Here is a 25,610-nt window from a genome sequence, read left to right as displayed (position 1 = left end):
TACTAATCACTTTATTTATATAATGATCATACCAATTAACGCTAAGCTTTTAAACCTTGTAAAAACAAATCGTGCACAGGTTCGGTCATCTCTGTGATCGAATACTTACACCCATTCATAATCCACGAGGTCACAATTTCGTCTAGCGTACCAAAAATCATCTTTCGCGCTAACTTCACGTCAAGGTTTTGCCGAAACATGCCGATTCTTTGCCCTGCCCGGACGATCTCGTCGATGACACCCAAATACGACTTTAATATTTGTCCGATCTCTTCCCGCACTTCCGGATTCGATTGCCGCAACTCAATTTGCGTCACAATCGCAAGCTCCCCATCCGTCTCTAAATAGCGGAAATGGGAAGTGATCAACGTTTTTAGCTGCTCCGCCGGATTGGCAATCGTCATCATCGTTCGCTCCATATCTTGGATGAAGCGCCCCATTTTTTCTTTAAACAACGAGATGAGCACGTCGTTTTTATTTTCAAAATAAAGGTAGATCGTGCCGTCGGCAACATTTGCCTCGCGGGCAATTTTGGACACTTGTGCGTTGTGGTAGCCGTTGCGCGCGATCACTCTCACAGCGGCATCAATAATTGCCTCGTATTTTTCTCCAGTACGTTTCGCCATAACGATCCTCATTTCTCTGTCTTAAGCCCCGCAGCCGTTGTCAGCGCGGTATACAGACCCCACGGCACATACAAATTCATCTAAACACCCCAACGTCCGAACATCTAAACGACTAAACGTCCTTAACACGTGCAGGTCTGGTCGCTTAGACGTCCGCACGCCAGTCGTGTGAACATGGTTTGTAGTGAATGGCCGTTCATTCATTTATAGTTTAGTACGGTCTGACGAGAATGTCAAACGAAAAATGCACCGCTACTCGAAAAAAATCCCCTTACTGTCGTAAGGAGACACACACTTTCACCGTTTATGTGCATTAAAATCGTCTGCCATGTCGCCAGTTTTATATGTTTATTATACACTATTTCTCATGTGAACACACCTGTACTCGATCAACCGTCTAGACAAGCGACAGTCGGTCATGTGGCAACCCCGCTTTTCCCGACCGTTCGGCCTTGTTACTTCTCTGTCGGCGGCGCCGGTTCCGTTTCAGCCAGCTGTGCCTTCTTTATCTCTTCTTCGACGAGTGCGCGCCTGAGTATTTTTCCGACGAGCGTTTGCGGCAGTTCATCCCGAAATTCATACAGCCGCGGGACTTTATACGCAGCTAACCGCTCGCGACAATACGTTTCAAATTGCTGAGCGCTTACATTTTTTCCTTCCTTCTGTACGATGTACGCTTTAATCGTCTCACCCCGATACGGATCAGGTACCCCTGCGACAACAGCCTCTTTGACCGCCTCGTGTTCGTAAAGCACTTCCTCGATCTCGCGCGGATAAATATTAAAGCCGCCAGCGAGAATCATGTCTTTTTTGCGATCGACAATGTAAAAATACCCGTCTTCGTCCATGCGCGCCATGTCTCCTGTGAGCAGCCAACCGTCCTTAAATACGACAGCGGTTTCATACGGGCGTTGCCAATACCCTTGCATCACCTGCGGTCCGCGCACGGCGAGCTCGCCGACTTCGCCTTGTGGGAGCGCCTCTCCTGTCTCTAAATCGATGATTTTGCATTGTGTGTCGGATAGCGGGATGCCGATGCTACCGGCTTTGCGTGTTCCCCACAGCGGGTTAAAGTGTGTGACGGGGGACGCTTCCGTCAAGCCGTAACCTTCGACGAGACGCCCACCGGTCAGTTGCTCAAACTTTTGCTGCACTTCGAAGGGCAGCGGAGCGGCACCACTAATGCATGCCTCAATCGAGCTGGTGTCGTACTTTGTAAACTCGGGATGGGCCAACAGACCGATATACATCGTCGGCACACCGGGGAAAAACGTCGGTTTGAAGGCGTGAATCGTTTTCAACACGTCGGTAGCTTCAAAACGCGGTAACAAAATTAATTCTGAAGCGAGGCGGATCGCCAAGTTCATCGTCGTCGTCATCCCGTACACGTGAAAAAACGGCAGGACGCCTAAAAACTTCTCTTCGCCCATACGCATCTTGTAACACCACGCCTTGATCTGTTCCGTATTGGCGACGAGGTTTGCATGCGTTAGCATGACGCCTTTAGACAGTCCTGTCGTGCCCCCAGTATACTGGAGCAAAGCCAAGTCGTTCGCGGCGACGTCTACTTTTTGCAATGGCGGCTGGTCGGAACACATAAACTGTTTCCAGTGAACCGTTCGGTCCCCTTGCGAAATGTCTACCCCTAACTTTCCACCTTCTTTAAGCTTCGCAAGTCCTCCTCCTTTGCGCTCTCCTTCTTCGCGTTGTAAGAGTGATTGCAAGACGTGTTTCGGAAGATAATCATACACACTCGTTACAATGACGTGCTCAATAGCCGTCTTAGGCAAGACGTCGGCAACTTTCTTGTAAGCTTGGTCGATACAGACAATAACAGTCGCACCGGAGTCGATTAATTGGTGCTCCAACTCTCGTTCCATGTACATCGGATTCGTTTGCACGACGACGCCGCCAACTTGCAGCGTCCCGTAGTAGGCGATGACGGCTTGCGGACTATTCGGCAACATAATGGCGACGCGATCGCCCTTTTTAACCCCTAGTTGTTGTAACCCTCGAGAAAAAGTTTCTGTTTCGCGAAATAAATCGCTGTACGTCATTGACATGCCTAAAAAGTTGATGGCCCGGTGCGATGCATACTCTCGACTCGCCGTTTCTAAAAAGTGATGTAAAGGGACCTGCACGTCGTTGAGCGAATGCGGCACCTCTTTTTCGTAATGCACTGTCCATGGAGCTTGAACCCCTAGCATGCATTACCCCTCCTATCCTTTTTTTTGAATGATTGCTCATTCATTTTTTGGTATAGTTTTTCTCTGTATTCTACTATTGTATGGCAAAACAATGAATAATGATAGTGTTTTTGTTCACTTTTTCTTACACCAACTGCGTTGCTAAACAAATTCGCGAGAAGGCACACAGTAAGTTGCGCGCCCAATTTCCTGATCACGAGATTCACGTAGGTGCGGCAACGGCTCGGGTAATAGCGCATACTCGCTCCGAGCCGTCTATTAACGACTGCTTTGCTGCATTACTTGTCTTCTGTATCGGGCGGTTCCGCTTCACCCTGCTTCTCTTTTTTTATCTCTTCTTCGACGAGTGCGCGCCTGAGTATTTTTCCGACGAGCGTTTTCGGCAGTTCTTGGCGAAACTCGTACAGTCGCGGAACTTTGTATGCTGCTAACCGCTCGCGGCAATACGTTTCAAACTGCTGAGCGCTTACATTTTTTCCTTCTTTTAGTACGATGTACGCTTTGATCGTCTCACCGCGGTACGGGTCAGGTACCCCTGCGACAACTGCCTCTTTAACTGCCTCGTGTTCGTAAAGGACTTCTTCAATCTCCCGCGGGTAAATATTAAAGCCGCCAGCGAGAATCATATCTTTTTTGCGATCGACAATGTAAAAATACCCGTCTTCGTCCATACGCGCCATGTCACCCGTCAAGAGCCAGCCATCTTTTAACACGATAGCGTTTTCATCGGGACGCTGCCAATAACCCGCCATCACCTGTGGTCCGCGCACGGCCAGCTCGCCGACTTCGCCTTGCGATAGCGCCTCTCCTGTCTCTAGATCGATCACTTGGCACTCGGTATTCGGGAGCGGGAGCCCGATACTGCCACTTTTGCGTTTTCCCCAGATCGGATTGGCGTGTGTCACTGGTGACGCTTCCGTTAAGCCGTACCCTTCGACGAGACTTCCCCCGGTCAGTTGCTCGAACTTTTGCTGTACTTCGAGTGGTAGCGGTGCAGCACCGCTGAGGCATGCCTCAATCGAGCCAATATCGTAGTTTTGAAGTTCAGGATGGTTCAACAGGCCGATATACATCGTCGGCACGCCAGGGAAAAACGTCGGTTTGAGCTTGTTGATCGTTTTTAACACCTCTGTCACCTCAAAGCGAGGCAACAATATCAATTCCGCAGCGAGGATCACGGCCAAGTTCATCGTCGTTGTCATCCCGTACACGTGAAAAAACGGCAGGACCGCTAAAAAACGTTCTTTCCCAGGTTGCGCTTTGTAACACCACGCTTTTAGCTGTTCCGCATTGGCGACGAGGTTTTCGTGCGTGAGCATCACGCCTTTGGAAAGTCCCGTCGTGCCGCCTGTATACTGCAAAAGCGCCAAATCGCCCGCGGCGACGTCCACTTTTTGCAGCGGAGGCAGCGCACGGCGCATCAGGTCGGTCCAGTGAACAGTCACATCGCTTTTCGGGATGTCTATACGCATCCCTTCTTTGCGTTGTTTAAGCGGATACAAAATGTTTTTCGGAAACGGAAGGTAATCCTTCACGCTCGTCACAATGACGTGCTCGATGGCAGTCTTCGGCAAAACAGTGGCCACTTTCTCATACACTAAATCGATACAGACAATGGCTTTTGCGCCCGAGTCGACCAATTGGTGTTCCAATTCCCGCGCCATGTACATCGGATTCGTCTGTACGACGACGCCGCCGACTTGCAGTGCCCCGTAGTAGGCGATGACGGCCTGTGGACAGTTCGGCAACATAATGGCGACGCTGTCTCCCTTTTCGATCCCTAACTGTTGTAACCCGCGAGAAAAAGTTTCCGTCGCGCGAAACAAGTCGCTGTAGGTAATCGTTTTGCCCATAAAATGTAAGGCGCGGTGCGCCCCATAGTCTCGACTCGCAGTTTCTAGAAAGGAATGTAAAGGAACTTGTGCGTAGTCGAGCGCATGCGGCACCTCTTTTTCGTAATGCACTGTCCACGGAGCTTGAACCCCTAACATGCATTACCCCCTCCTTATTTTGTGAATGATTACTCATTCATTTGTAGACATATCCCACCTCACTATTCTACTATTGTATGGCAAAACGATGAATAAAGATAGTGTTTTTGTTCACTGTCTTGTGACATCTTGCGGAGAAAGTGCGCTGGGTCGGTTTTTCTGCATCGGAATCGGCGAACGCACGAGGACGTCGAGCAGGGCACTGCCGTTAAAGGGGATAAGCGGCCACAAATACGGCACGTTCAAGGAGCGCATCGACAATAGCAACGCAATCCACAGAGCGACCCCAAAGACAAACCCGAGCCAACCGCCAGCCCAGGCGCACAACAGAAAAAAGATACGCACCAATTTGTTCGCTAACCCGAATTCGTAGCTCGGCGTCGCAAATTGTCCAATGACAGCAATCGCCAAGTACAAAATGACTTCATTGACGAATAACCCGACGGTAACCGCCACTTGTCCAATTAAAATGGCGGAGACGAGACCGAGAGCCGAAGCGAGCGGTGAAGGGGTGTGAATGGACGCTAGGCGCAACACATCGGCCCCGACCTCCGCGAGTAGAAACTGAGCCATGAGCGGAATAGGCGTCGGTTTTTCGATCCCGACAAACGATAGCGACGCCGGCAATCCTCCCGGGTGGCTTGCGAGTAAATACCAAGCAGGCAATAAAAAGAGGGATAACAACATGGCAAAAAAACGCACCCAGCGCAAATATGCGCCGACAATTGGCTTTTGCCGGTACTCTTCCGCGTGTTGCACGTGATGAAACAACGTCGCTGGCGTAATCATCACGCTCGGGGACGTGTCGACGTACATGAGTACGTGCCCTTCCAACAAGTGTACCGCCGCGACGTCGGGGCGCTCCGTGTAACGCGCCAGCGGATACGGATTCCAATTGCGTTTAAAAATAAATTCTTCCAAGCTTTTTTCAGCCATCGGCAGTCCGTCGATACTGATGCGATCGATCCGATCTTTTAATAGGTGTACGAGATCGGGGTCGGCCACGTCTTTTAAATACGCGAGGACGACATCTGTCTTCGAGCGCTGACCGACGTGCAGCACTTCAAAGCGTAGCGACGGATCGCGCAGGCGCCGACGTGTCAAGACCGTATTGACGACGATGTTTTCCGTAAACCCATCGCGGGCGCCGCGCACGACGCGCTCGATGTCCGGTTCCTCCGGACTGCGACCCGGGTAATGGCGTACATCGATGACGAAGGCCCGCTCCGAGCCGTCCATCAGCATCACGAGCGGCCCAGTTAACACGTTGTCGACGACGTCACTCAATTTCTCGACCAGTTCCACTTGACTGTGGCACAAATACGTCTTGAGCATTTTCACAATCGTGTCGTGCGTTAGCTGTTCCGGCTTCAACTCACTCAAGTGGGCGTTGACGAGGTCCAACGTGTGCGAATCGATAAACCCGTTAATAAAGTACATCGCAAACGGTTTTTTCGCAAACTTGAGCGGCCGATAGATCACGTCATAGTTGCTCCCGACTCCGAGCACCTCGTTCAGTAACTCGACGTTAGCCGCGAGATCGGTTGAAATGTTTTGCTGCGTAAGCTTTTGGTTCTGTTCGCGGTTCAAGGTGTTCCCCCACTTCCTGGAAAAACAATCCACGTTAGTATGAACCGCACGAGTAGTCTTTATGCAAGAAACATGTATGCCAGGCCGACGATTAAAAAAATCAGTGCAATCAGACCTAGCAAGCGAGGGAGCCGTTTCATCGCCAATCGCCAGCCTTTCTGCTACATACTTTTCGTTAGGATGATAACGATGCCGGACCGGGCAAAAAAATCCCCCTTAAAACGACTGCCAATCTACATGCTCGTAATGCTTGCCCCGATGACAAACGAGAGGGAGACGGAGATGAGCAGCGAAATGAGCCCGACGGCTAGATTACCCTGTTCAATCTCGTGATCGACGTGAAAGGCGGGTGTTAAAAACTCGAATAAAAAATATGCGATGAGCAGCAAAATAAACCCGTAGCCACTCCAGAGGAGCGCCTCCCACATCGTATCGTTATGCGCAATACTGTGACTAAAAATATTGGCGATACCAAAAATTTTTCCACCGGTTGCCAAAGCGACCGCGACGTTGCCTCTTTTTATTTCCTGCCAATTGCGGTATCGCGTGACGAGTTCAAATACGGCGAGAAACACGATAATCGCGACGACAGCGACCGCGTAAAAACCAGCTGTTTTTATAAAAGGATTTTGCCAAAACGCCTCCATTGAACCATCTCACCTTTTTCGTAGCGTTAACGTTATTTCAATTCCACGACTGTCGCACCGGAACCGCCTTCGCCTTGCCCGCCGAGACGAAAACCGTTTACGCTCCGGTGACGGCGCAAAAATTGGTGAATGCCTGCCCGCAGCGCTCCGGTACCTTTCCCGTGAATGATAGACACCTGCTTCAAACCGGCTAAGACGGCATCGTCCAAATATTTATCGACCTCGAGCACAGCTTCATCGATCGTCTGCCCACGCAAGTCGAGACTGAGACCAACATCGGTCTTCGCCCGCTTCACCGTAGTCGCTGGCGCCTGCACGGGCGCTTCCGATGTGCGTTTTGTCGGGATCGGCTCCAAGCTGCTTACCGGGACATTCACTTTCATCATCCCAACCTGCACTTGCCACTCTTTGTCGTTCATTTTTTCCACGACGACACCTTTTTGGTTAAACGACTGCACGAACACTTCGTCACCGACGGGTACGTCGGCGATGCGCATCGTTCGCTGTGGTTGTTTTGCCTCGCCTTCACTATGCACCCCAGTTGTACCTTTCCAGACGTGTGGCGCGTAGTCCTGTTCGTCCAAGCGCTTTTTCAGTTCGATGAGACGATGCTCTTTAACCGTCGTTTGCGACGCTTGCATTTTGCGTAATTCCTCTATGATTGTCTCTGCCTCGCGCTTTGCTTTCGCCACTATGTCCCGCGCGTCTTCCTCCGCGCGCCGCCTTAATGCCGTCTTCTCCCGTTCAAGTTGCTCACGTTCCTGATCCGCCGCCGCGCGCAACCGTTCCACCTCGCGCCGCAAGCGTGCCGTTGTTTCCCGTTCCCTCTCCGCCGCTTTTCGATTGGCCTCGAGGGAAGCGATCATATCTTCGACGCGGTTCTCTTCGGTCGATAGATGTGTTTTGGCAATCTCGATAATTTCTGCGGACAAACCGAGGCGCTGCGCAATCAAAAAGGCGTTACTACGTCCCGGGACGCCGATGAGCAGGCGGTACGTCGGGCTGAGCGTCTCGACGTCAAATTCGACACTCGCATTCATCACGTTGTCGCGACTGTAAGCGTACGCCTTCAGTTCGTTGTAGTGCGTTGTCGCCACGACGCGGCAGCCGCGGCGGTGAATGTCGTCGAGCAGCGCGATGGCGAGGGCCGCACCTTCTGACGGATCAGTCCCCGCCCCTAATTCGTCGAGTAACACGAGACTGTTCGCACTTAATTGGCTTAAAATGCGAATAATATTCGTCATATGACCGGAAAACGTGCTTAAGTTTTGTTCAATACTCTGCTCGTCCCCGATATCGGCAAACACGTTCTCGAACACCGCGACTTCGCTTTCCTCCTGAGCCGGAATAAACAGTCCGGACATCGCCATTAACACGTGTAACCCGATCGTCTTTAACGTAACCGTCTTGCCGCCCGTGTTCGGACCGGTGACGACGAGAGTCGAATACTCGGCCCCGAGTATGACATCGATCGGTACGACGTGCTCGCGCGCGATGAGCGGATGGCGCGCCGCCTTTAATTCAATCACACCGCGATCGTTCAGCCGGGGCATCGTCGCCTCAATGTGACGGGCATACCCCGCCTTGGCAAAAATAAACTCCAACTCAGCGATCGCTGTCAAGTTGTCCTGTAGCGCATCGACGTGCAAAGCGACCTCTGCCGACAATTCAGCCAGCAATCGTTCGATTTCGCGCTCTTCTTTCAGCTGCCACTCATTTAAGCGGTGATTGAGGGCGACAATCGCCTCAGGTTCCACAAAAACCGTTGCGCCGGATGCCGACTCGTCGTGCACGACACCGCCGAAGTGGGCACGGTATTCTTGCTTGACTGGAATGACGTACCGGTCGTTGCGCACGGTGACAATCGCTTCTTGTAACATTTTTTGAAAGCGGCTGCCCTTGACGATTTGCTCCAGTTTCGCTTTAATGTCGCGCTCCGTTTGTCGCACGCCCATGCGAATGCGCCTCAGTTCTGAACTCGCCCCGTCCCGAACGTCGCCGTTTTCGTCGATGACGCGCAAAATGGCTTGCTCCAGTTCCTTTAATCCTGTAATTTGCGCCGCCCAAGCGGCGAGAATCGGGATTTTCAGCGTCTCTTCCTCGCTCGCACGCTCCAAAAACCGCTTTAAACGTCTGCCGCTCGCCACGGTACCAGCGACGTCTAGCAATTGCCCAATCGACAACGTCGCCCCGATCTTTGCTCGTTTCAGCGCTGGGCGCAAATCGCGAATGCCTCCGAAAGGGGCGCCACCTTTCAGACGCAGTACGTCCGCGCCTTCTGCCGTCGCCTTTAGCGCGTCCTGTGCGACCACTAAATCGGACGCTGGCCGCAGCTGTTCAATTTTTTCTTTACCTAACCGCGAAGCGGCAAAAGGCAAGAGCTGCTTTAAAACTTTATCGTATTCTAACGTGCTAAACAGTCGCGATTCCACATGCGTCACTCCTTAGGCATATTATACCACGGAAATAATAATTCGCAGGTAGTTAGGTAAAGCTAATACATATTAACAGTTTAAAGGAGGGACAAAAACTGTGACCATTGTCCGCCACATTATCCGCTTTGCCGTGGCAGCTATTGTGCTATGGATCGTCGGTTTTATCGTACCCGGCTTCCAAGTATCCGGCTTTTGGAGCGCTCTCCTCGCCGCGCTAGTCATCGCCGCGATCGGTTGGGGTGTCGAAGCGATCGCCGGACGGGACATCTCCCCTTTTGGCCGCGGAGTCGTCGGTTTTTTAGTTAGTGCAGCTGTCATTTACGTTACCCAATTTATCGTCGGAGGTGTTCGCGCCAGCGTCATCGGCGCGCTACTCGCGGCGCTCGCCATCGGAGTAGTCGACTTGTTCATCCCGACCAAAGTCTTTGCTACCCCAGATCGAAATGAAGATGGGCGCAGAGATTAAATGAATCGCGTGAAACGTTAAACAAGCGAAGGTCACATCTCATCTCAGACGTGGCCTTCGCTTTTCACGTTGGCGAATATCTACATTAGATCAGTGAATATTCGTATCAGTGAATGATAAGATACAGACAGCAAGAGGACATGGAATGACGACCGTGTCCTCTTGCCCTGTAGCCCTGTAAAAAACAATCAGTTAGTTAAAGATGCACCTCGATGCGACTGGCCATTAGAAACATGTTAACCTGAACGGGAACCTTCCGTCAGTGGGCAAAAATGTGCTTGCCAATCCGTTTAATGACTGGACGACTGTAAATCCACATACTCGTCGTCTTCGCCGGGTTGTAGTAGTACAGTGCGCCACCCGTCGGATCCCATCCGTTGATCGCATCGCGCACTGCCTTGACCGCCTCTTTGTTCGGTGCCAACCATATTTGTCCGTCGGAAACAGCAGTAAACGCACGCGGCTCAAAAATGACTTGTGATGGCGTGTTCGGAAATTGACTATTGTCGATGCGGTTCAAAATGACGGCGGCAACAGCCACTTTCCCGATATAAGGTTCACCTCTCGCCTCTCCGTGTACCGCGTTGGCGATGATTCGAATGTCGTTCTTCGAAAATCCATTGCTGTTTTGAATCACCGTCTTGCGTTTTGTCCAAGCAGTCACCCGCGGAGCCGCCCGCCTTGCACCTTTTCGCGGTACGACCTTCGGCCCCCGCGCCGAAGGTCCCGGACGCCAATGTTTTGTTGCCTTCCACAGTTTTAATTTTGTCTTCGGACCGACAATCCCGTCCACCCGAAGGCGGAACTCATATTGAAAATGGCGGACGGCCCAGTACGTGCGCCAACTAAAAATGCCGTCGATTTTACCGGTATAAAAACCGAGTAATTTTAACCGGCCTTGCAATTCGTAAACGTCCCCCCCCCGCGCGCCGACTTTCAACGTGTGTTTGCCAAACGCTTGCTGCGACGTCTGTCGGCTCAATGTTTCTCGTTTCGCAAACATTTGTTTCGTCGCTTGTGTGCCGACAGCTTGCGCCGTGTTTACTGCACCAGCGTAAGCGCTAATGACACACGCGGCACAAAAGGCGAGCAACACCAAACCGAGCACAATGTTGCGCTTACTCACTCACATCAACCTCTCTCGTTAGGGAATAGAAGTACACCTAATGTTGTCCCCTATTATCCCTAGTCGACGGAGTAACTATGCGCTATTTTTTGTGTGGCTGCACGGCCCTTGCTCGAATTAGGCTATCGTAGCAACGCGGTTTGCGACGCGCGACCTCGTTTAATGTCGCTTCCTTTGTAAATAAGCGAACAACTTGTCAGGCGACCACGCGTTGACGACGTCGGCGCCCGTGAGCCATCCGCGGCGGGCGGTGCCGATGCCGTAACGCATCAAATCTAAATTTTCCACGCGGTGCGCATCCGTATTGACGGCAATTTTTACCCCAAAATCTTCGGTCGCCCGCCGGAGTAAGCGATCGTTCAAGTCAAGGCGGTTCGGATTGGCGTTCAACTCGAGAATTGTTCCCGTCTCTCCAGCTCGTCTAAACACTTCCTCCACATCGAAAGCGTACGGGTCGCGCCGGTTCAATAGTCGGCCCGTCGGGTGGGCGATCTGGTGCACGTACGGGTTTTCGATCGCTGCTAACAAACGCCTCGTCATCGTGCGCGCATCTTGTTGCAGCCCACTGTGCACGGCCGCGATGACGTAATCGAGCGATTGCAAGACGTCGTCCGGGTAGTCGAGTCGCCCGTCGGCTAAAATGTCCATCTCCACTCCGGCAAGTACGCGAATGTCAGTTAGTTCGCGGTTTACCGCAACAATTTCTTCTCGTTGCGCGAGTAGCTCCTCAATACTTAGTCCGCCTGCAACGCGCAACGATCGCGAATGGTCTGTAATCGCAATGTACTTATAACCCTTCGCCCGCGCAGCTTCTGCCATCTGGCGAACCGAATGGTGACCGTCACTCCACACGGTGTGCATGTGCAAATCGCCCTTAATGTCGCTAAGTTGCACGAGTGCTGGCACGTCATCAGGTAAAGCTTCCCCTTCCCGCAATTCCGGCGGTATATAAGGGAGACCGAGTTGTTCGTAAAAAGCAGTCTCCGATGGGAACGTCACGATCTCCGCATCACTCTGTCGCTCCACACCGTATTCATTCACCTTCCACCCTTTTTGCTTAGCGAGTTGCCGTATGCGCACGTTATGTTCTTTCGAACCGGTGAAGTGGTGCAACGTCGTCGCAAACTGCGCGGGCTTCACGAGTCGCACATCGACTTGCAACAGCTGTTCACTATCGAACAAAATCGTGACCTTCGTCTCCCCGTGACTAATAACTTCCGCAACATCTGGTAGCCGGACGATCGCAGTCGCCACGCGTACCGGATCCGTCGTCGCGACGATCAGGTCGACGTCTTTTACCGTCTCGCGCATGCGCCGTACACTTCCCGCCAAGCAAGCCTTTTCCACCCCGGGGATTACTTGAATGTGCGCGTGCAACGCTTCCGCAAGCGGCAACGCTTGTCCGAGCAGCAACCGTTCCGGACGCTTACCGAACCGCTCAATGCCCGCTAAGATGTTGGCCTCTTTCTTCGGGCCGAACCCGGGTAACTTACGCACGTTCCCTGCCACAATCGCCTGTTTGAGAGAAGGAATGTCGGTAACACCTAGCTTTTGGAAGACTGTTTTCACCGTTTTTGGTCCAAGGCCGGGAATGTGTAGTAATTGCATCACACTCGCGGGCACCTTCGCCTTGTATTCGTCCAACAGTTGCAACTCACCCGTTAGGGCGATTTCCCGAATCACGGCGGCAGTTCCTCGGCCGATCCCCTCGATGGACGTCAATTCGTCCAGTTGCTCGTTTAATGGGCTTTTCAAATTTTCAACCGCCTGCGCTGCGCGCCGGTAAGCGTTCACGCGGAACGGGTTCGCGCCGTCGACTTCCATATAGTCTGCTAACGTAAAGATGATCGTAGCCACATCCCGATTACTGAGCAACACTCTTCGCCTCCATCGTACCTCTTCCATTGTAATTAAGCTCCGAAAGATCCGCCTGGCGCGAGGATTACGGCAACCCTGTCGTCCACTGAATCAACCACTCGGAAATTTTCGGGGAGATGGCGAGGAGCCACGAAGCGATAAACGAATGGTGTAGCAGCGACTCCATTTTCGGTCCCGAAAGTAAATTGAGCGTGTTCAACACTAGCAAAAGAATAATGGTCATTTGTACGAGGGCGAGCGCGACACCGGCTACCCGGTTTACAGTGTTTAAACCAGGCAAATTCATAAATTTGTTCATTGTGTTAGCGAGTAAGTTCACGATGTATTTCGTAAGTAAAACGAGTATGGCAAAAGCCACGAGCCGTGTTAACAGTGCGTCGGTCGGTAGCCCGGCAAACCATGACGTAGACTCGGTCGTCGCCTTCGGAAACTGAATATACTTCGATAGAAAATCTGCAAGAGACGGACCATAGGTAAAGGCGACATAAATGACTAACAAAAAACCAAGTAAACGAGCGGCCTGCAAAATGAAGCCGCGCCGGACTCCTACTAAAACCGTTCTTGTTATTATAACGATAATAATAACGTCTAATACGTTCAGTTTTAAGGCGCCTCCTTATGGATGTTTTTTCTTATTCGTATGGTTCTCTTGTTTCTGTTGGCGCTCAGCAGCAAGTTGTTTCTCTAATTCTTCACAATAAAGTCGTAGCTGTTGATAGTCGTCGGCGATGTTCACCGCGGTTAAAATTGCAAGTCTCACCGTATCTAAACGCGCATTTGCTTGTCCGATGCGATTCATCGTCTCATCGACGTAACTCGCTAACGCACGCATATATTCAGGGCTTTCACTGCCAACTAGCGTATATTTTTGACCAAAGATCGTTACCGTCAACCTTTTTTTTCCTTCTCCCACCGCTGCCCCTCCGTTCTCGCTCTAAGACGAGTAGCAACAAATAATAGTTCGTTATTACCTTATGCAATTTCTTACTGTTCGTCAAGGAAGAAGCGACTGATTTTGCTAAATAAAAAACGACCGCTGTCCCCTGCCAGCGGTCTCTACAGTGTCGATGAACAAGTCGAAAGCGAAACGCCTCTATCGTCACTGTTCCTCTATTTTCCCTCTATATATACGACTGAGGACAGATATAACTACGAGTGACGTGCTAGCGTTTTTTGAAGACGAGCTCACTTTTTAGGACGCACTCACGTCAGAGCCGTTAGCGAAGCTTCGCCCCGTGCTGCGCTCGAAGCGCCTCAACGACCTCTTTATGTTGTGCGCTAATCTCGTCATCGGTGAGCGTCCGTACGGGATCGCGGTAAACGAGGGAGAAGGCGACACTTTTTTTGTCACTGCCAATTTGGATGCCGGTAAAGACGTCGAACACGGCGACCGACTCTAATTGCCGCCCCGTACGTTTAATCGTCTCGACAAGTGCGGCGACGGGGACACCTCTGTCGACGACGACAGCCATGTCGCGCGTCACTGCTGGGTAACGGGGCAAGGCCGCATAACGGACCGTATCGGCCGTCGCCGCCTTGTAGATCGGCTTAAGCTGCAACTGAAAGGCGTAACAGTCCGGCAAATCGTGTGCCGCAGCAACGTGCGGATGAAGTTGCCCTATACAGCCGAGAGAAGTGTCTCCTAGCCGGATTTCCGCCGTCCTCCCCGGGTGGAACCCGCTGTATTCGCGCGTGACGTAACTAGTTCCTTCGATCCCTAATCGCGCAAACAGCGCGTCGAGGACACCCTTCACCGCATAAAAGTCAAGTTGCTTCTCTTTTTCCAACCAGTCGGGCGTTTGCCGCGGACCGTAAAAGATACCAGCCAACTCTTCCGTCTCTTGTGGCAACTCCGTCAGCTCTTCTTCTTCGGTCGTAAACGTCCGCCCCAGTTCAAACAGGGCGACCCGCTCTTGCTGGCGGTGCGCGTTGTATTCAGCCGCTTCGATGAGGTGTGGAAGGAGTCCCGTCCTTAGTTCACTGCGCGCTTCACTCATCGGCAACTGTAGGCGCACCGGGCGCACGTCTTCGTGTAGCGAAGCGACTTCTTGCGCCTTTTCCGGGGAGGTCAAGGCGTACGTGACGACTTCGTTAAGCCCAAGCCCTTGCAATGTGCGGCGGATGTTCCGCTTCACTTTTTGTTCACCCGTTAAACGTCCGATCGTGCCACGCCCTTCGAGCAGCTTTTTCGGGATGTTATCGTAACCGTACAGGCGCGCTACCTCTTCGATAAGATCGACTTCGATGGAGATGTCCGGCCGCCGCGTCGGTGCCGTCACGAGTAGATGATCCCCTTGTTCCTCATACGAGAAGCGCAGGCGATCAAAAATAGCTTTCACTTGTTCTCGGGCAATCGCCGTCCCGAGTAGTTCCTCCATCCGCTTATAGCTGAGCCTCACCGCCTTCGGTGCGGCCTCACCGACTTGTTCGCTTACTTCTCTCGATGCGACTTTGCCACCGGCGTACGCACAAAGGAGCGCCGTCGCCCGCCGTAGCGCCGGAAGCACTCGCTCCGGGTCGACTTTTTTCTCAAACCGCGCACTCGCTTCTGTCCGTAAGCCGAGCTGCCGCGACGTTTTACTAATCGATGGGGCGTTAAAATAGGCCGATTCAAGCAACACCGTATGTGTATCAGACGTAATTTCCGAGTTTTCCCCGCCCATCACACCGCCGATGGCGACTGGCCGCTCGCCGTCAGTAATGAGTACTGTCGATGCGCCCAGGGTGCGTTCGACGCCGTCCAACGTGACGAACGTTTCCCCATCCGCCGCGTGTCGCACGACGATCGTTCCGTTCGTCACTTTTTCATAATCAAAAGCGTGCAGCGGTTGCCCGTATTCGAGCATGACGTAGTTCGTAATGTCGACGACGTTGTTGATCGGACGAATGCCGGCCGCCGTCAACCGGTTTTGCATCCATTGCGGTGAAGGCCCGAGGCTCACATTTTTCACCACTTGCAATGCGTACAGCGGACAGTCGTCACCCGCTTCCAAGCGAACCGCCGCCGGCAACTCCTCACCGGTACCTTCCGTTACAGACTGCGGCTCACCTTGACTTTCCTGATCCACTTCCGGTAACTTTAACTCCCGGTCAAACAAAGCCGCCACTTCGTAAGCGACGCCGATCATACTTAAACAGTCGGCGCGATTCGGGGTCAAATCGAGTTCCAACACTTCATCGTTGAGACCCAAATGGTCGGTGATGTCTGTACCGACTTCCGGCGTCCCCGACAACGCGAGAATGCCTTCCGCCTGCTCTTTACTGAGCATTTTTTCATCGAGTCCGAGTTCTTGCGCCGAGCATATCATCCCTTGCGACTCGACGCCGCGCAATTTCGCTTTTTTTATTTTTATATCGGGTAGTACACCGCCGACTTTTGCTACCGGAACGTACTGCCCTTGCGCCACGTTCGGCGCCCCGCAAACGATCGTCACCGGATCTCCTTCGCCGATGTCCACTTGGCACACGCTTAGTTTGTCCGCGTTCGGATGTGCCTCTTTATCGGTGACGTAGCCGACAACGACATTTTTTAACCCGGTATCGCGCGCGTGGATAAGGTCGACTTCTACCCCACCCAGCGTCAGCTTGTCGGCAATATCGCGGGCCGTTAGGCCTTCGATGTCGACGTATTGCGCTAACCATTCCATCGAAACGAGCATCTTTTTATTCCTCCTACTTAGGGCGATCTATACTCTGACACGATCTTCCTTCTTGCACGATCTTTTTTCGTTTCACTGTTTTTCCACTGATCATTTCTTCACTGATCGTTTCTTGACTGATCTCCGAACGACTGCTGGCACTCGTTCTGACACCATTCGCTTCCACGTGCTACCGCGTGCCATTGATCCGTTATAGAGTACTAAACTGCCGCAAAAAGCGCAGGTCGCTGTTAAAGTAATCGCGAATATTGTCAATACCGTATTTGAGCATCGCCACGCGCTCAATGCCCATGCCAAAGGCGAACCCGGTATATTTTTCCGCATCGTAGCCACACATTTCGAGTACGCGCGGATGAACCATTCCCGCACCTAATATTTCTAACCATCCGGTATGTTTGCAGATGCGACATCCTTCGCCGCCGCAGTTGGCACACGATACGTCGACTTCTGTCCCCGGCTCGACGAAGGAGAAGAAGCTCGGCCGGAAGCGCACGCGCCGTTCCTCGCCGTACATTTTATGCACAAACGTTTCTAGCACGCCGTTTAAGTGGCTCATCGAAACCCCTTCGTCGACGACCAACCCTTCGATTTGCGTAAACATATGTGAGTGGGTCGCGTCATCGTCGTCGCGGCGAAAAACGAATCCAGGACAAATAATTTTTACCGGTACTTCACCTTTGCGGCTCTCCATGACCCGCGCCTGTACCGCCGACGTATGCGTCCGCAGCAAGATGTCTTCTGTAATGTAAAACGTATCCTGCATATCGCGGGCTGGGTGGTGTTTCGGCATGTTCATCGCTTCAAAGTTGTAATAGTCCCACTCGACGAGCGGTCCGTCGGCAACTTCAAATCCCATGCCAATAAAAATGTCTTCAATTTGTTCAATTATGCCCGTTAACGGATGGATACTGCCCAAGTCGAAGGCGCGCCCCGGCAAGGTGACGTCGATCTCCTCTTTGGCCAACTGCTCCGCTAACGCCCGTTCTTTCAGTTCTGCCTCTCGCGTCGCAAAAGCCTGTTCCATTGCACGCCGCACGTCGTTCACGTGCTGCCCCATCGCTGGTCGCTCCTCGGGAGCCAGCTTGCCGATTTGCCGCATCAGTTGCGTGAGGTCGCCTTTTTTTCCTAAATATTTCACTGACAAATCGGATAACTCTTTTGTCGTACTAATGCGTTGCACTGCCTCTAACGCTTTGTCCTTCAACGCTAACAGTCGCTCGCGCATACTAATGTCCTCCTTTGTTCCACGTATGTTCTTGACAAACACATATGGACACACTTCTTACGCGGTCCACTTTTACAAAACAAAAAAAGCCTTCCGTCCCAGTAAGGGGCGAAAAGCCGCGGTACCACCCTTGTTCCAACGCACGGACACTGTGATCGGGCCACGTGCGCAGACACTTCCTTTTAGATAACGGTAAAATTACCGGTTCCCCCCCTACTGATCGAACAGCTCTTGGTTACAGTCACTTCCAAATCCAATCGCCTTGTCGACCGTTCAAGGGACAGCTCCGGAGTGAACGTGTTCGGCCTTTTTCTGCGGAATGCTTCCAGTCTGAGACATCCCGTCCCTGACAGTAAGTACCGGCACCCTTCTCCTTCGTCGCTCTACACGTATTAAAATTGGTTAGACTAGTGTGTCCAAACTAGCGGATCAAAGCCGCCTCGTTTAAAGATAGTTGAACACGAATGAACATGTGCAAAGTTTGTTTACCAGTATAAGCGAATTTTCCATAACATGCAAGTGACGCCATAAAAATTGGCCGCGATCTTAAATCTTATCCCACTGCCGTACGACTTCGTATAACAGCACGGCACTCGCCGTCGCCACGTTAAGGGACTCCGCCCGGCCAGGGAGTGGGATCCGCACCTTGCGGTCGATTAACTGCAATAAGCCGGACGCGACCCCTTGCCCTTCGTTCCCCATTAAGATCGCCGTCTGCAACGGGTAGTGTACGCGGTAATGCACGTCCCCCTCGCGCACTTCTGTCCCGAAGACGGTGCCGCCCGCTTGGCGAAACTGCGCCATCCACTGCGGCAGATCGACGGTATCGAAAGCTAAGTGGAACAGTGCGCCCGCGGCTGAACGGACGACTTTCGGGTTAAACGGATCCACCGTTCCTTTTCCGAGGCCGACAAACGATACGCCCGCAGCGTCCGCAGTACGCAAAATCGCGCCGAGGTTACCGGGATCTTGAATGCGGTCGAGCAGCAAGACGAGCGATGGCACGCGATCCGGTTGAAAACGCGGCCTTGCTGGCATGTCGATGACGGCAGCGATCCCTTGCGGCGTGTCTGTCTCCATTAGCTGGCGAAAAAGGGCGCCGCGCACGCGGTAAAACGGGATGTGCTGCCTAAGCGCCCACTGTTGCCAGTCGCGCACGGGAGACTGATCTGCGTCCGCGTCGCATAAAACAGCGTGAAACGCACAATCGCTCGCCCGCGCCTCGGCGAGCAGCTTGTCCCCTTCGACAAGGAGTTGCCTTCGGCGGTATCGCTCTTTGCGGCTTTGCTGCAATTTACGCCACTGTTTCAGCTTGTCGTTCTGTGGTGAAGTTATCTCGATGACTTGCATCGCTATGCGCGCTCCTCCAGTTGTTGTAAATCGTTATTGTGTCCGATGACGACTAACACATCGCCTTTTTGTATCACATCTGTCGCCAGCGGCGCAATATTAATGTTATCGCCGCTCTTAATCGCCATCACGTTACAGCCAAACTTCGCCCGGATATCTAATTCCATTAACGTTTTTCCCGCAAAAAAATCGCCAGCACTTATTTCTACGATGCTGTAGTCGTCTGCCAGTTCAATGATGTCGAGAATGTTCGGCGAGATGAGATTGTGTACGACGCGAATGCCCATATCCCGTTCCGGGTAGACAACTTTATCGGCGCCGATTTTAAACAACACTTTACCGTGAAGGTCGTTTTGTGCTTTTACGACGATTTTTCCAACGCCGAGCTCTTTTAATATGAGTGTCGTTAAAATGCTCGCTTGAATATTTTCGCCGATCGAGACGACGGCGATGTCAAAGTTGCGAATGCCGAGCGCCTTTAATACGTTCTCATCCGTCGAATCCGCTTCGACGGCGTGTGTCACGACGTTGGCAAAGTCTTGTATGCGCTGCTCACTTCGGTCGATTGCCAACACCTCGTAACCCATGTCACTGAGCGTCTGGGCGACACTCCCCCCGAAGCGACCTAAGCCGATGACGGCGAACTGTTTCTTCACGATGCGCTCCCCTTTTTTCCACGAAAGAGGTCGTCCAACCCCTCGTGCGTTCGTTCATTTCTTAAGTGTAGTCGAAGCGGGGGACGATGACAAGATGCTCATATTTTCTTCTGCCCGTGGCATACTAAGCAAGGTTTAACAACGACAACGAGCAGAGAACTTCAAACGTAAGGGAGGATTTTACCTTGGGACTGGAAAGTATCGATATTCGTCAGGCAGTCATTCACAACATTTACGAAATGGATGAAAAACAGCTGCACGAGATGGTCGTCGATTCAATCGAACAGCACGAGGAAAAACTGTTACCTGGCCTAGGAGTCGTGTTTGAACTCATTTGGCAAAACAGCGACACTGAAAACAAGCGGCAAATGATCGAGACACTGCACGAACATTTGCCGCAGGAACCACAAAAACCGTTTTAGTTTAGGATATAACGCTCACCCTGTACAGGGATCGTATAAAGATATTTGTCGCTTAATGCGGGTTATTCATAATGTGGTCGACCGCCTGGCGATCCATTTTCTTTATGAGAGCGACGAGTAGACGCACCGTATGGTCGATGTCGTCGCGGTGAATGATCGACGCATGCGAATGAATGTAACGAGTCGGCACGCAAATGGCGAGTGAAGGTACGCCTTGACCGTGCAAAAAGAATCTCCCGGCGTCTGTGCCGCCGCCTGGCATCGCTTCAAATTGGTACGGAATGCCTTCGCTTTCCGCTGTTTCAATGACGAATTCCCGCAAGCCGCGGTGTGCGATCATCGTCGCGTCGTACAGCGTAATTTGCGGTCCTTTACCAATTTCCCCTTGCGAATCGTCCGGCTTCATCCCCGGGGTCGAGCCGTCGATTCCGACGTCGATCGCAAAGGCGATGTCCGGTTTGACGGTGTGAACCGACGTTTGCGCCCCGCGCAGGCCGACCTCTTCTTGCACTGTGGCGACGCTGAAGACGGTATTTGGATGCTGCTGCTCGTGCAGTTGGCGCAGCACCTCCAAGGCGACGATACAACCGAAGCGGTTGTCCCACGCTTTTGCCATCAGCATTTTTGGATTGGCCATTTCCGTAAACGGACAGTCTGGAACGACAGAGTCGCCGGGACGGATGCCGAACGATTCGGCTTCTTCTTTACTTAACGCGCCGACATCGATGAACATGTCTTCGATTTTGACCGGTTTTTTCCGCTCCTCTGCCGGTAGCACGTGTGGCGGTTTAGAACCGATCACGCCCATCAATTCACCTTTGCGCGTGAGTACGCGTACGCGCTGCGCGAGCATGACTTGATTCCACCAGCCGCCGAGCGGTAAAAACTTCAGGAACCCTCCTTCGGTAATGCGCGTGACCATAAAGCCGACCTCGTCCATATGTCCGGCTAACATAATGCGCGGTCCGTTCGCCTCACCTTGCTTGCGCGCAATCAAGCTACCCAAGTTGTCCACGGTCAGTTCGTCCGCGTACGGCGCCATCAGCTCGCTCATGATGTGACGCACCGGTGCCTCGTGCCCGGGAACGCCAGGCGCTTCCGTTAAGCGCCGGTATAAATTTAACGTCTGTTGTTCTTTCTCGCATTGCTCTCCCACTATGTATAAGCCCCCTAACGAAAATAGCTACTTTCTTATTATATCGCAACGCGGCAAGGGGGGCTTACTTTTTTTACTGTGCAACTGTTTGCGGCAAGGGAGGCTTACTTTTTTACTCTGCAACTGTTAGCGTTTCGTAACTCTTTATGTTCAACGGCCGTGCATGCGGCGATGTCTTTTTCCCCTATGCCGTTTCGGAATGCGTACGGTAAGTACCTGGCCGTCTAATTCAGTTGCAAGCTTTTCCACCTGTAAATGATTAGGAAGCGGGATCACCTGACTAAACGACATCGCCATTTGGTAATGCGTTTTTCCGCAGTCGAAGGCATTTTTCCGAACGTCCTGGCTGTTTCCGGTTACGACGAGCGACCCGTTCTGTACGCGCACGTCCACTTCGTGCTGCGGGGTGAGCCCGGGAATTTCCATCATACACACCCACTCGGAATCGGTCTCATACGTATCGCTGTTTAGCCACGCTGGCAGTTCTAGCGACTGGGAAAAGGCGTGGCCTAACATATCGCGCCACATGCGCAAGATGTCGTTAGGAGAAGAAAACCACGGCGTTAGTTTGGGCACGCACACCACCCCTAGGAACAGTTTTTCCACATTGTATTCACCGCCGCAAGAGGACGTGTACCGCGTACACACCCAAGTTGTTTTTTATAGAAAAAAGAGCCCTCCTGTTTATCGGACAGGGAGCTCTTTTTGGCGCAACTTTGTTTAGTATACTGGCGGGTAGCCGCCGTAACCGTCGGCACCATCGAAACCGTCGTATCCGTCGTAAGGGTAATAGCCGTATCCATTCCAGCCGAAGCCCCACCAGCCCCACCAAAAAACGAGGAAGAAAAAAAATAAAATGATCAGGACCCACCACCAGGCGAATCCTCCGAAGAAGCCCCCCTTCGTTTTTGCAGGCAAGGTACTCCCTCCTTCCCGATCCCTTCTCTTAATTAACGTATGGTGAAGATAGGGGGAGGGAATGGACGCACGCCCGCTAAGAGGAGTCTAAATTGCCGTTCGGAACAACATTGCGGCTAAGCGATGTTTGGACGAGCAAAGCGAAAACAACGGCGACAGCCGTCAGTAGACAAATCTGCAACGCACAAACTCACAGTGAGTGAGGAAGAAATTTACACCCAGCTAGCGGCTATATTCTAGCACACTTCCACTTAACCACGCTGTTACTGTTCTAGATTAGCGACAATTTTGTCGCCACATGCTTCCGTACTGAGCGCCTTTTGCCCCGGTGCTACGAGATCGGCCGTACGCAATCCACTGCTTAGAACGCGCGCCACCGCTCGTTCGATCGCGTCTGCTGCAGCCTCGTCGCCGAACGAGTACTTGAGCATCATCGCAACGGACAGGACGGTCGCCATTGGGTTAGCCTTTCCCAGCCCTGCGATGTCGGGAGCAGAGCCGTGTACCGGTTCGTACAGTCCGCGATTGCCGACACCTAAACTGGCAGAAGGCAACATACCGATCGATCCTGTTAAAATTGCAGCTTCATCGCTTAGAATATCACCAAACATATTTTCAGTCACGATGACGTCGAACGCCTTCGGTCGGCGTACGAGTTGCATGGCACAGTTGTCGACTAACATATGCTCAAGCGTCACGTCGGGGTAATCCGGCGCGACCTGTTCCACGACGGAACGCCACAGGCGCGAGCTCTCTAACACGTTCGCCTTATCGACCGACGTCAAGTGCTTGCGGCGCAAGCGGGCGATGTCAAACGCCTTGCGCACGATGCGTTCCACTTCGCGTTCACTGTATACGAGCGTATCGATCGCCACTTCGCCATCAGCCGACTGCTCACGCTTTTTCTCCCCGAAGTATAGGCCGCCCGTCAACTCCCGCACGACGAGTAAGTCGACTCCGCGCACGACAGCTTCTTTTAACGTCGAACTGGCGATGAGTTCTTCGTGCGGCGCTGCCGGTCGCAAGTTGGCGTACAGTTCTAGCTCCTTGCGCAAGGTGAGCAGCGCTTTTTCCGGCCGCAAATGACCCGGCAACTGATCCCACTTCGGACCGCCGACCGCGCCAAGCAACACCGCGTCCGCCTGTTTAGCGAGTTCCAACGTTTCAGCGGGGAGCGGGGCGCCCGTCTCATCGATCGCCGCACCGCCGATGCTGCCGTAATCAAACGTAAACTCGTAATCAAAAATGTCTGCCACACGTTCCAGTACTTTGACGGCTTCTGCAACTATTTCTGCCCCGATCCCGTCACCGGGCAATACTGCGATTCGCTTCTCTTTCGCCACTACACGTGCACCCTTCCGTATACGATGTCATCTTTGTTTCACCTGCTGTCTATTCGCTAGCAGCGTTCGCTTCTCAGTCCATTGCGCCATTGCTGCAGCTCGCGCGGCAGGCCAGCGGCAGCATGTCGCTACTCGCCGTTTGCCGCTGGCCGTCGTTCGCGCCGTCTTTGCGCTGAATTGGTGCCTAATTCGCATTCAGTTTGCGCTGAATTCGCCCGAGTGAGTGCCTCGTTCGCCCGTTTAGCTTCCCAAAGCGCTCGCACCCGCCACAGCGCCAACTGCGGCTGGACGGCTGTCGTGGCCGAGGCGCACGAACAAACGGTTCACCGCTTCAATATAGGCACGGGCACTCGCTTCGAGCACATCGGTACTGACGCCGCGCCCTTGCACCGTGACACCGTCTTTGCGCAGCTGGACGAACACCTCGCCGAGCGCGTCCTTACCGTGTGTCACGGAAGCGATTTTGTAATCGACGAGTTCGACGTCGACCCCAACGACGCGGTCGATCGCTTTGTAAATGGCGTCAACCGAACCGTTGCCACACGCCGCTTCCCCGATCACCTGTTCACCTTTATAGGTGACGCGTACCGTCGCTGTCGGTACCGATTGTGTCCCGTAAGACAAATGGAAGTACTCCAAGCTAAATATTTCTGCACTATCGTCCAATCGCTCTTCGACTAACGCAATCACATCGTCGTCATCCATCGTCTTTTTGCGGTCGGCCAATTTTTTGAAACGGACAAACAGTTGATTCACTTGCTCGTCGGCGAGCGTATAGCCCAGGTCTTTTAACCGTTCGCGGAAGGCGTGCCGTCCCGAGTGTTTTCCGAGTACCAAATTCGTCCGATCGTGTCCGACCAATTCCGGACGCATAATTTCGTACGTCGCTTCGTTTTTCAACATGCCGTCTTGGTGGATACCCGATTCGTGGGCAAATGCGTTCGCACCGACGACCGCTTTGTTCCCGGGGACGAACATCCCCGTCAACTTACTCACTAAGCGGCTCGTGCGGGCAATTTCCCTTAAATTGAGCCTAGTTGCAGCCGGATAAAAATCTTTGCGCGTCTCTATCGCAACGGCTACTTCTTCGATCGCCGCGTTACCGGCTCGCTCACCGATGCCGTTAATCGTCCCTTCGATTTGCCCCACGCCCGCTTCAACCGCGGCTAAGCTATTAGCAACCGCCATCCCTAAGTCGTCGTGACAGTGGGCGCTGAGGCGCAACTTACCGAGGTCTGGCACTTGTTCGGCGACATATTTAAAAATGTGCGCGTACTCTGCCGGTGTTAAGTAGCCGACGGTGTCAGGCAAGTTAAGGACGGTCGCACCGTTCTTAACAGCCATTTGCGCCACTTCGACTAAAAAATCCAATTCGGTACGTCCCGCGTCTTCGGCGGAAAACTCAATTTCTGAGAAAAACTTCTTTCCGTACGCAATCGCTTCGGCTGCTTGTTCCAGCACCTGCTCCTTCGTCATGCAAAGCTTGTACTCGCGGTGAATCGGCGACGTCGCGAGAAAGATGTGCAAACAAGGGTGTTCGGCATCTTTAAGCGCCTCTCGCGCCGCGTCGATATCTTTTTTTACCGAGCGGGCGAGACTGACGACGCTCGAGTTTTTCACAGCTTTGGCGACCGCTTGAACCGAGGCGAAGTCACCGGGTGAGGCCGCCGCGAACCCCGCTTCGATGAGATCGACGCCTAAACGCTCGAGTTGGAGCGCAATCTCCACCTTTTCTTTTTGGCTTAAGTTGACCCCTGGGGACTGCTCACCGTCGCGCAATGTCGTATCAAATATTTTTATCGTTCGCACGTTGTTACCTCCTCCGTATGATTACTTGCCTTGTATCCACTTGCTGCGGCGTCCCCGGGTCCACCGTTAATGCCTTCCTTAATCCCTCAACTCCCTCAACGCCTCG

Annotated in this window: 21 protein-coding genes and 1 pseudogene; 3 read left to right on the top strand and 19 right to left on the bottom strand. The window is 52.7% G+C overall.

All coding sequences use genetic code 11. The features are described from left to right. Positions 1-41: 41 nt before the first annotated feature. The 6 genes from BN1247_RS01990 to BN1247_RS01965 all read right to left on the bottom strand — a co-directional run bounded on the left by BN1247_RS01990 (position 42) and on the right by BN1247_RS01965 (position 9,493). Positions 42-626: a TetR/AcrR family transcriptional regulator gene (locus tag BN1247_RS01990; protein WP_054948887.1), complete on the bottom strand. Its 585-nt coding sequence runs from the start codon at positions 624-626 to the stop codon at positions 42-44. Positions 627-1,081: 455 nt separating this feature from the next. Beyond that, complete coding sequence (locus BN1247_RS01985) at positions 1,082-2,833, bottom strand: long-chain-fatty-acid--CoA ligase (RefSeq protein ID WP_054948886.1); 1,752 nt, start codon at positions 2,831-2,833, stop codon at positions 1,082-1,084. A 278-nt stretch (positions 2,834-3,111) separates the two neighbouring features. After that, positions 3,112-4,824, bottom strand: a complete 1,713-nt coding sequence (locus BN1247_RS01980) for an AMP-binding protein (RefSeq protein ID WP_054948885.1) — start codon at positions 4,822-4,824, stop codon at positions 3,112-3,114. Positions 4,825-4,935: 111 nt separating this feature from the next. After that, entirely contained in the window at positions 4,936-6,414 is a 1,479-nt protein-coding gene (locus tag BN1247_RS01975) for a spore germination protein (protein WP_054948884.1), read from the bottom strand. A 233-nt stretch (positions 6,415-6,647) separates the two neighbouring features. Next, positions 6,648-7,061: a DUF350 domain-containing protein gene (locus tag BN1247_RS01970; protein WP_054948883.1), complete on the bottom strand. Its 414-nt coding sequence runs from the start codon at positions 7,059-7,061 to the stop codon at positions 6,648-6,650. Positions 7,062-7,093: 32 nt separating this feature from the next. Then, positions 7,094-9,493 carry an endonuclease MutS2 gene (locus BN1247_RS01965; RefSeq protein WP_054948882.1) on the bottom strand — a complete coding sequence of 800 codons (2,400 nt, stop codon included), beginning with the start codon at positions 9,491-9,493 and terminating at the stop codon, positions 7,094-7,096. Positions 9,494-9,593: 100 nt separating this feature from the next. Between BN1247_RS01965 and BN1247_RS01960 the strand changes: the two genes are divergently transcribed. Continuing rightward, positions 9,594-9,962: a phage holin family protein gene (locus BN1247_RS01960; protein WP_054948881.1), complete on the top strand. Its 369-nt coding sequence runs from the start codon at positions 9,594-9,596 to the stop codon at positions 9,960-9,962. A gap of 259 nt (positions 9,963-10,221) precedes the next feature. On the opposite strand, the gene sleB is transcribed toward BN1247_RS01960, so the two are convergent. The 8 genes and pseudogenes from sleB to BN1247_RS01920 form a co-directional block, all read right to left on the bottom strand. Continuing rightward, on the bottom strand, positions 10,222-10,965 hold the full coding sequence (gene sleB / locus BN1247_RS01955) for a spore cortex-lytic enzyme (RefSeq protein WP_082416000.1): 744 nt from the start codon (positions 10,963-10,965) through the stop codon (positions 10,222-10,224). Positions 10,966-11,247: 282 nt separating this feature from the next. After that, entirely contained in the window at positions 11,248-12,966 is a 1,719-nt protein-coding gene (polX, locus tag BN1247_RS01950; RefSeq protein WP_054948879.1) for a DNA polymerase/3'-5' exonuclease PolX, read from the bottom strand. Between the two features lie 64 nt (positions 12,967-13,030). Then, on the bottom strand, positions 13,031-13,546 hold the full coding sequence (locus BN1247_RS01945; RefSeq protein ID WP_261796057.1) for a CvpA family protein: 516 nt from the start codon (positions 13,544-13,546) through the stop codon (positions 13,031-13,033). 36 nt (positions 13,547-13,582) lie between these two features. Next, positions 13,583-13,879 carry a cell division protein ZapA gene (gene zapA / locus BN1247_RS01940; RefSeq protein ID WP_054948877.1) on the bottom strand — a complete coding sequence of 99 codons (297 nt, stop codon included), beginning with the start codon at positions 13,877-13,879 and terminating at the stop codon, positions 13,583-13,585. A gap of 304 nt (positions 13,880-14,183) precedes the next feature. Continuing rightward, complete coding sequence (gene pheT, locus BN1247_RS01935) at positions 14,184-16,625, bottom strand: phenylalanine--tRNA ligase subunit beta (protein ID WP_054948876.1); 2,442 nt, start codon at positions 16,623-16,625, stop codon at positions 14,184-14,186. A 190-nt stretch (positions 16,626-16,815) separates the two neighbouring features. Continuing rightward, entirely contained in the window at positions 16,816-17,850 is a 1,035-nt protein-coding gene (gene pheS, locus BN1247_RS01930; protein ID WP_054948875.1) for a phenylalanine--tRNA ligase subunit alpha, read from the bottom strand. A 546-nt stretch (positions 17,851-18,396) separates the two neighbouring features. Continuing rightward, the gene (locus BN1247_RS01925) at positions 18,397-19,200 is read right to left on the bottom strand and encodes a TrmH family RNA methyltransferase (RefSeq protein WP_054948874.1); all 804 of its coding nucleotides are present in this window, start codon (positions 19,198-19,200) and stop codon (positions 18,397-18,399) included. Positions 19,201-19,202: 2 nt separating this feature from the next. Then, positions 19,203-19,862 (bottom strand): annotated as a pseudogene (locus BN1247_RS01920) (potassium channel family protein); the annotation flags it as partial. Between the two features lie 179 nt (positions 19,863-20,041). Here BN1247_RS01920 and sspI point away from each other — a divergent pair. After that, positions 20,042-20,278 (top strand): small acid-soluble spore protein SspI, encoded by a 237-nt coding sequence (gene sspI / locus BN1247_RS01915; RefSeq protein WP_074011031.1) that lies wholly within the window; start codon positions 20,042-20,044, stop codon positions 20,276-20,278. A gap of 52 nt (positions 20,279-20,330) precedes the next feature. Here the strand turns inward: sspI and BN1247_RS01910 are convergent, their stop codons facing one another. The 4 genes from BN1247_RS01910 to leuB all read right to left on the bottom strand — a co-directional run bounded on the left by BN1247_RS01910 (position 20,331) and on the right by leuB (position 23,695). Then, positions 20,331-21,434 carry a M42 family metallopeptidase gene (locus BN1247_RS01910; RefSeq protein WP_054948872.1) on the bottom strand — a complete coding sequence of 368 codons (1,104 nt, stop codon included), beginning with the start codon at positions 21,432-21,434 and terminating at the stop codon, positions 20,331-20,333. A gap of 150 nt (positions 21,435-21,584) precedes the next feature. After that, positions 21,585-22,010: an Hsp20/alpha crystallin family protein gene (locus BN1247_RS01905; RefSeq protein WP_054948871.1), complete on the bottom strand. Its 426-nt coding sequence runs from the start codon at positions 22,008-22,010 to the stop codon at positions 21,585-21,587. A 144-nt stretch (positions 22,011-22,154) separates the two neighbouring features. Further along, positions 22,155-22,352: a hypothetical protein gene (locus BN1247_RS01900; protein WP_054948870.1), complete on the bottom strand. Its 198-nt coding sequence runs from the start codon at positions 22,350-22,352 to the stop codon at positions 22,155-22,157. A 263-nt stretch (positions 22,353-22,615) separates the two neighbouring features. Next, positions 22,616-23,695 (bottom strand): 3-isopropylmalate dehydrogenase, encoded by a 1,080-nt coding sequence (gene leuB, locus BN1247_RS01895; protein WP_054948869.1) that lies wholly within the window; start codon positions 23,693-23,695, stop codon positions 22,616-22,618. A 5-nt stretch (positions 23,696-23,700) separates the two neighbouring features. Here leuB and BN1247_RS17885 point away from each other — a divergent pair, with 5 nt between their 5' ends. After that, positions 23,701-23,871 (top strand): hypothetical protein, encoded by a 171-nt coding sequence (locus tag BN1247_RS17885; protein WP_187119691.1) that lies wholly within the window; start codon positions 23,701-23,703, stop codon positions 23,869-23,871. A 64-nt stretch (positions 23,872-23,935) separates the two neighbouring features. Here the strand turns inward: BN1247_RS17885 and BN1247_RS01890 are convergent, their stop codons facing one another. Beyond that, complete coding sequence (locus BN1247_RS01890) at positions 23,936-25,504, bottom strand: 2-isopropylmalate synthase (RefSeq protein ID WP_054948868.1); 1,569 nt, start codon at positions 25,502-25,504, stop codon at positions 23,936-23,938. Positions 25,505-25,610: the final 106 nt, after the last annotated feature.

The organism is Numidum massiliense, from assembly GCF_001375555.1.
GTDB lineage: Bacteria > Bacillota > Bacilli > Thermoactinomycetales > Novibacillaceae > Numidum > Numidum massiliense.
The sequence above is the reverse complement of the archived record's forward strand: the minus strand, read 5'-3'. Positions and strand labels throughout refer to the sequence as shown.

Excerpts from the sequence above, each read along its gene's own strand:
- BN1247_RS01990 (WP_054948887.1), bottom strand. The coding sequence starts at position 626 with ATGGCGAAACGTACTGGAGAAAAATACGAGGCAATTATTGATGCCGCT.
- pheT (WP_054948876.1), bottom strand. The coding sequence starts at position 16,625 with ATGCTCGTTTCGATGGAATGGTTAGCGCAATACGTCGACATCGAAGGC.
- BN1247_RS01980 (WP_054948885.1), bottom strand. The coding sequence starts at position 4,824 with ATGTTAGGGGTTCAAGCTCCGTGGACAGTGCATTACGAAAAAGAGGTG.
- BN1247_RS01985 (WP_054948886.1), bottom strand. The coding sequence starts at position 2,833 with ATGCTAGGGGTTCAAGCTCCATGGACAGTGCATTACGAAAAAGAGGTG.
- sleB (WP_082416000.1), bottom strand. The coding sequence starts at position 10,965 with ATGTTTGCGAAACGAGAAACATTGAGCCGACAGACGTCGCAGCAAGCG.
- BN1247_RS01925 (WP_054948874.1), bottom strand. The coding sequence starts at position 19,200 with ATGCAAGTCATCGAGATAACTTCACCACAGAACGACAAGCTGAAACAG.
- pheS (WP_054948875.1), bottom strand. The coding sequence starts at position 17,850 with ATGCGCGAGCGACTGTTAGCGTTGAAGGACAAAGCGTTAGAGGCAGTG.
- BN1247_RS01970 (WP_054948883.1), bottom strand. The coding sequence starts at position 7,061 with ATGGAGGCGTTTTGGCAAAATCCTTTTATAAAAACAGCTGGTTTTTAC.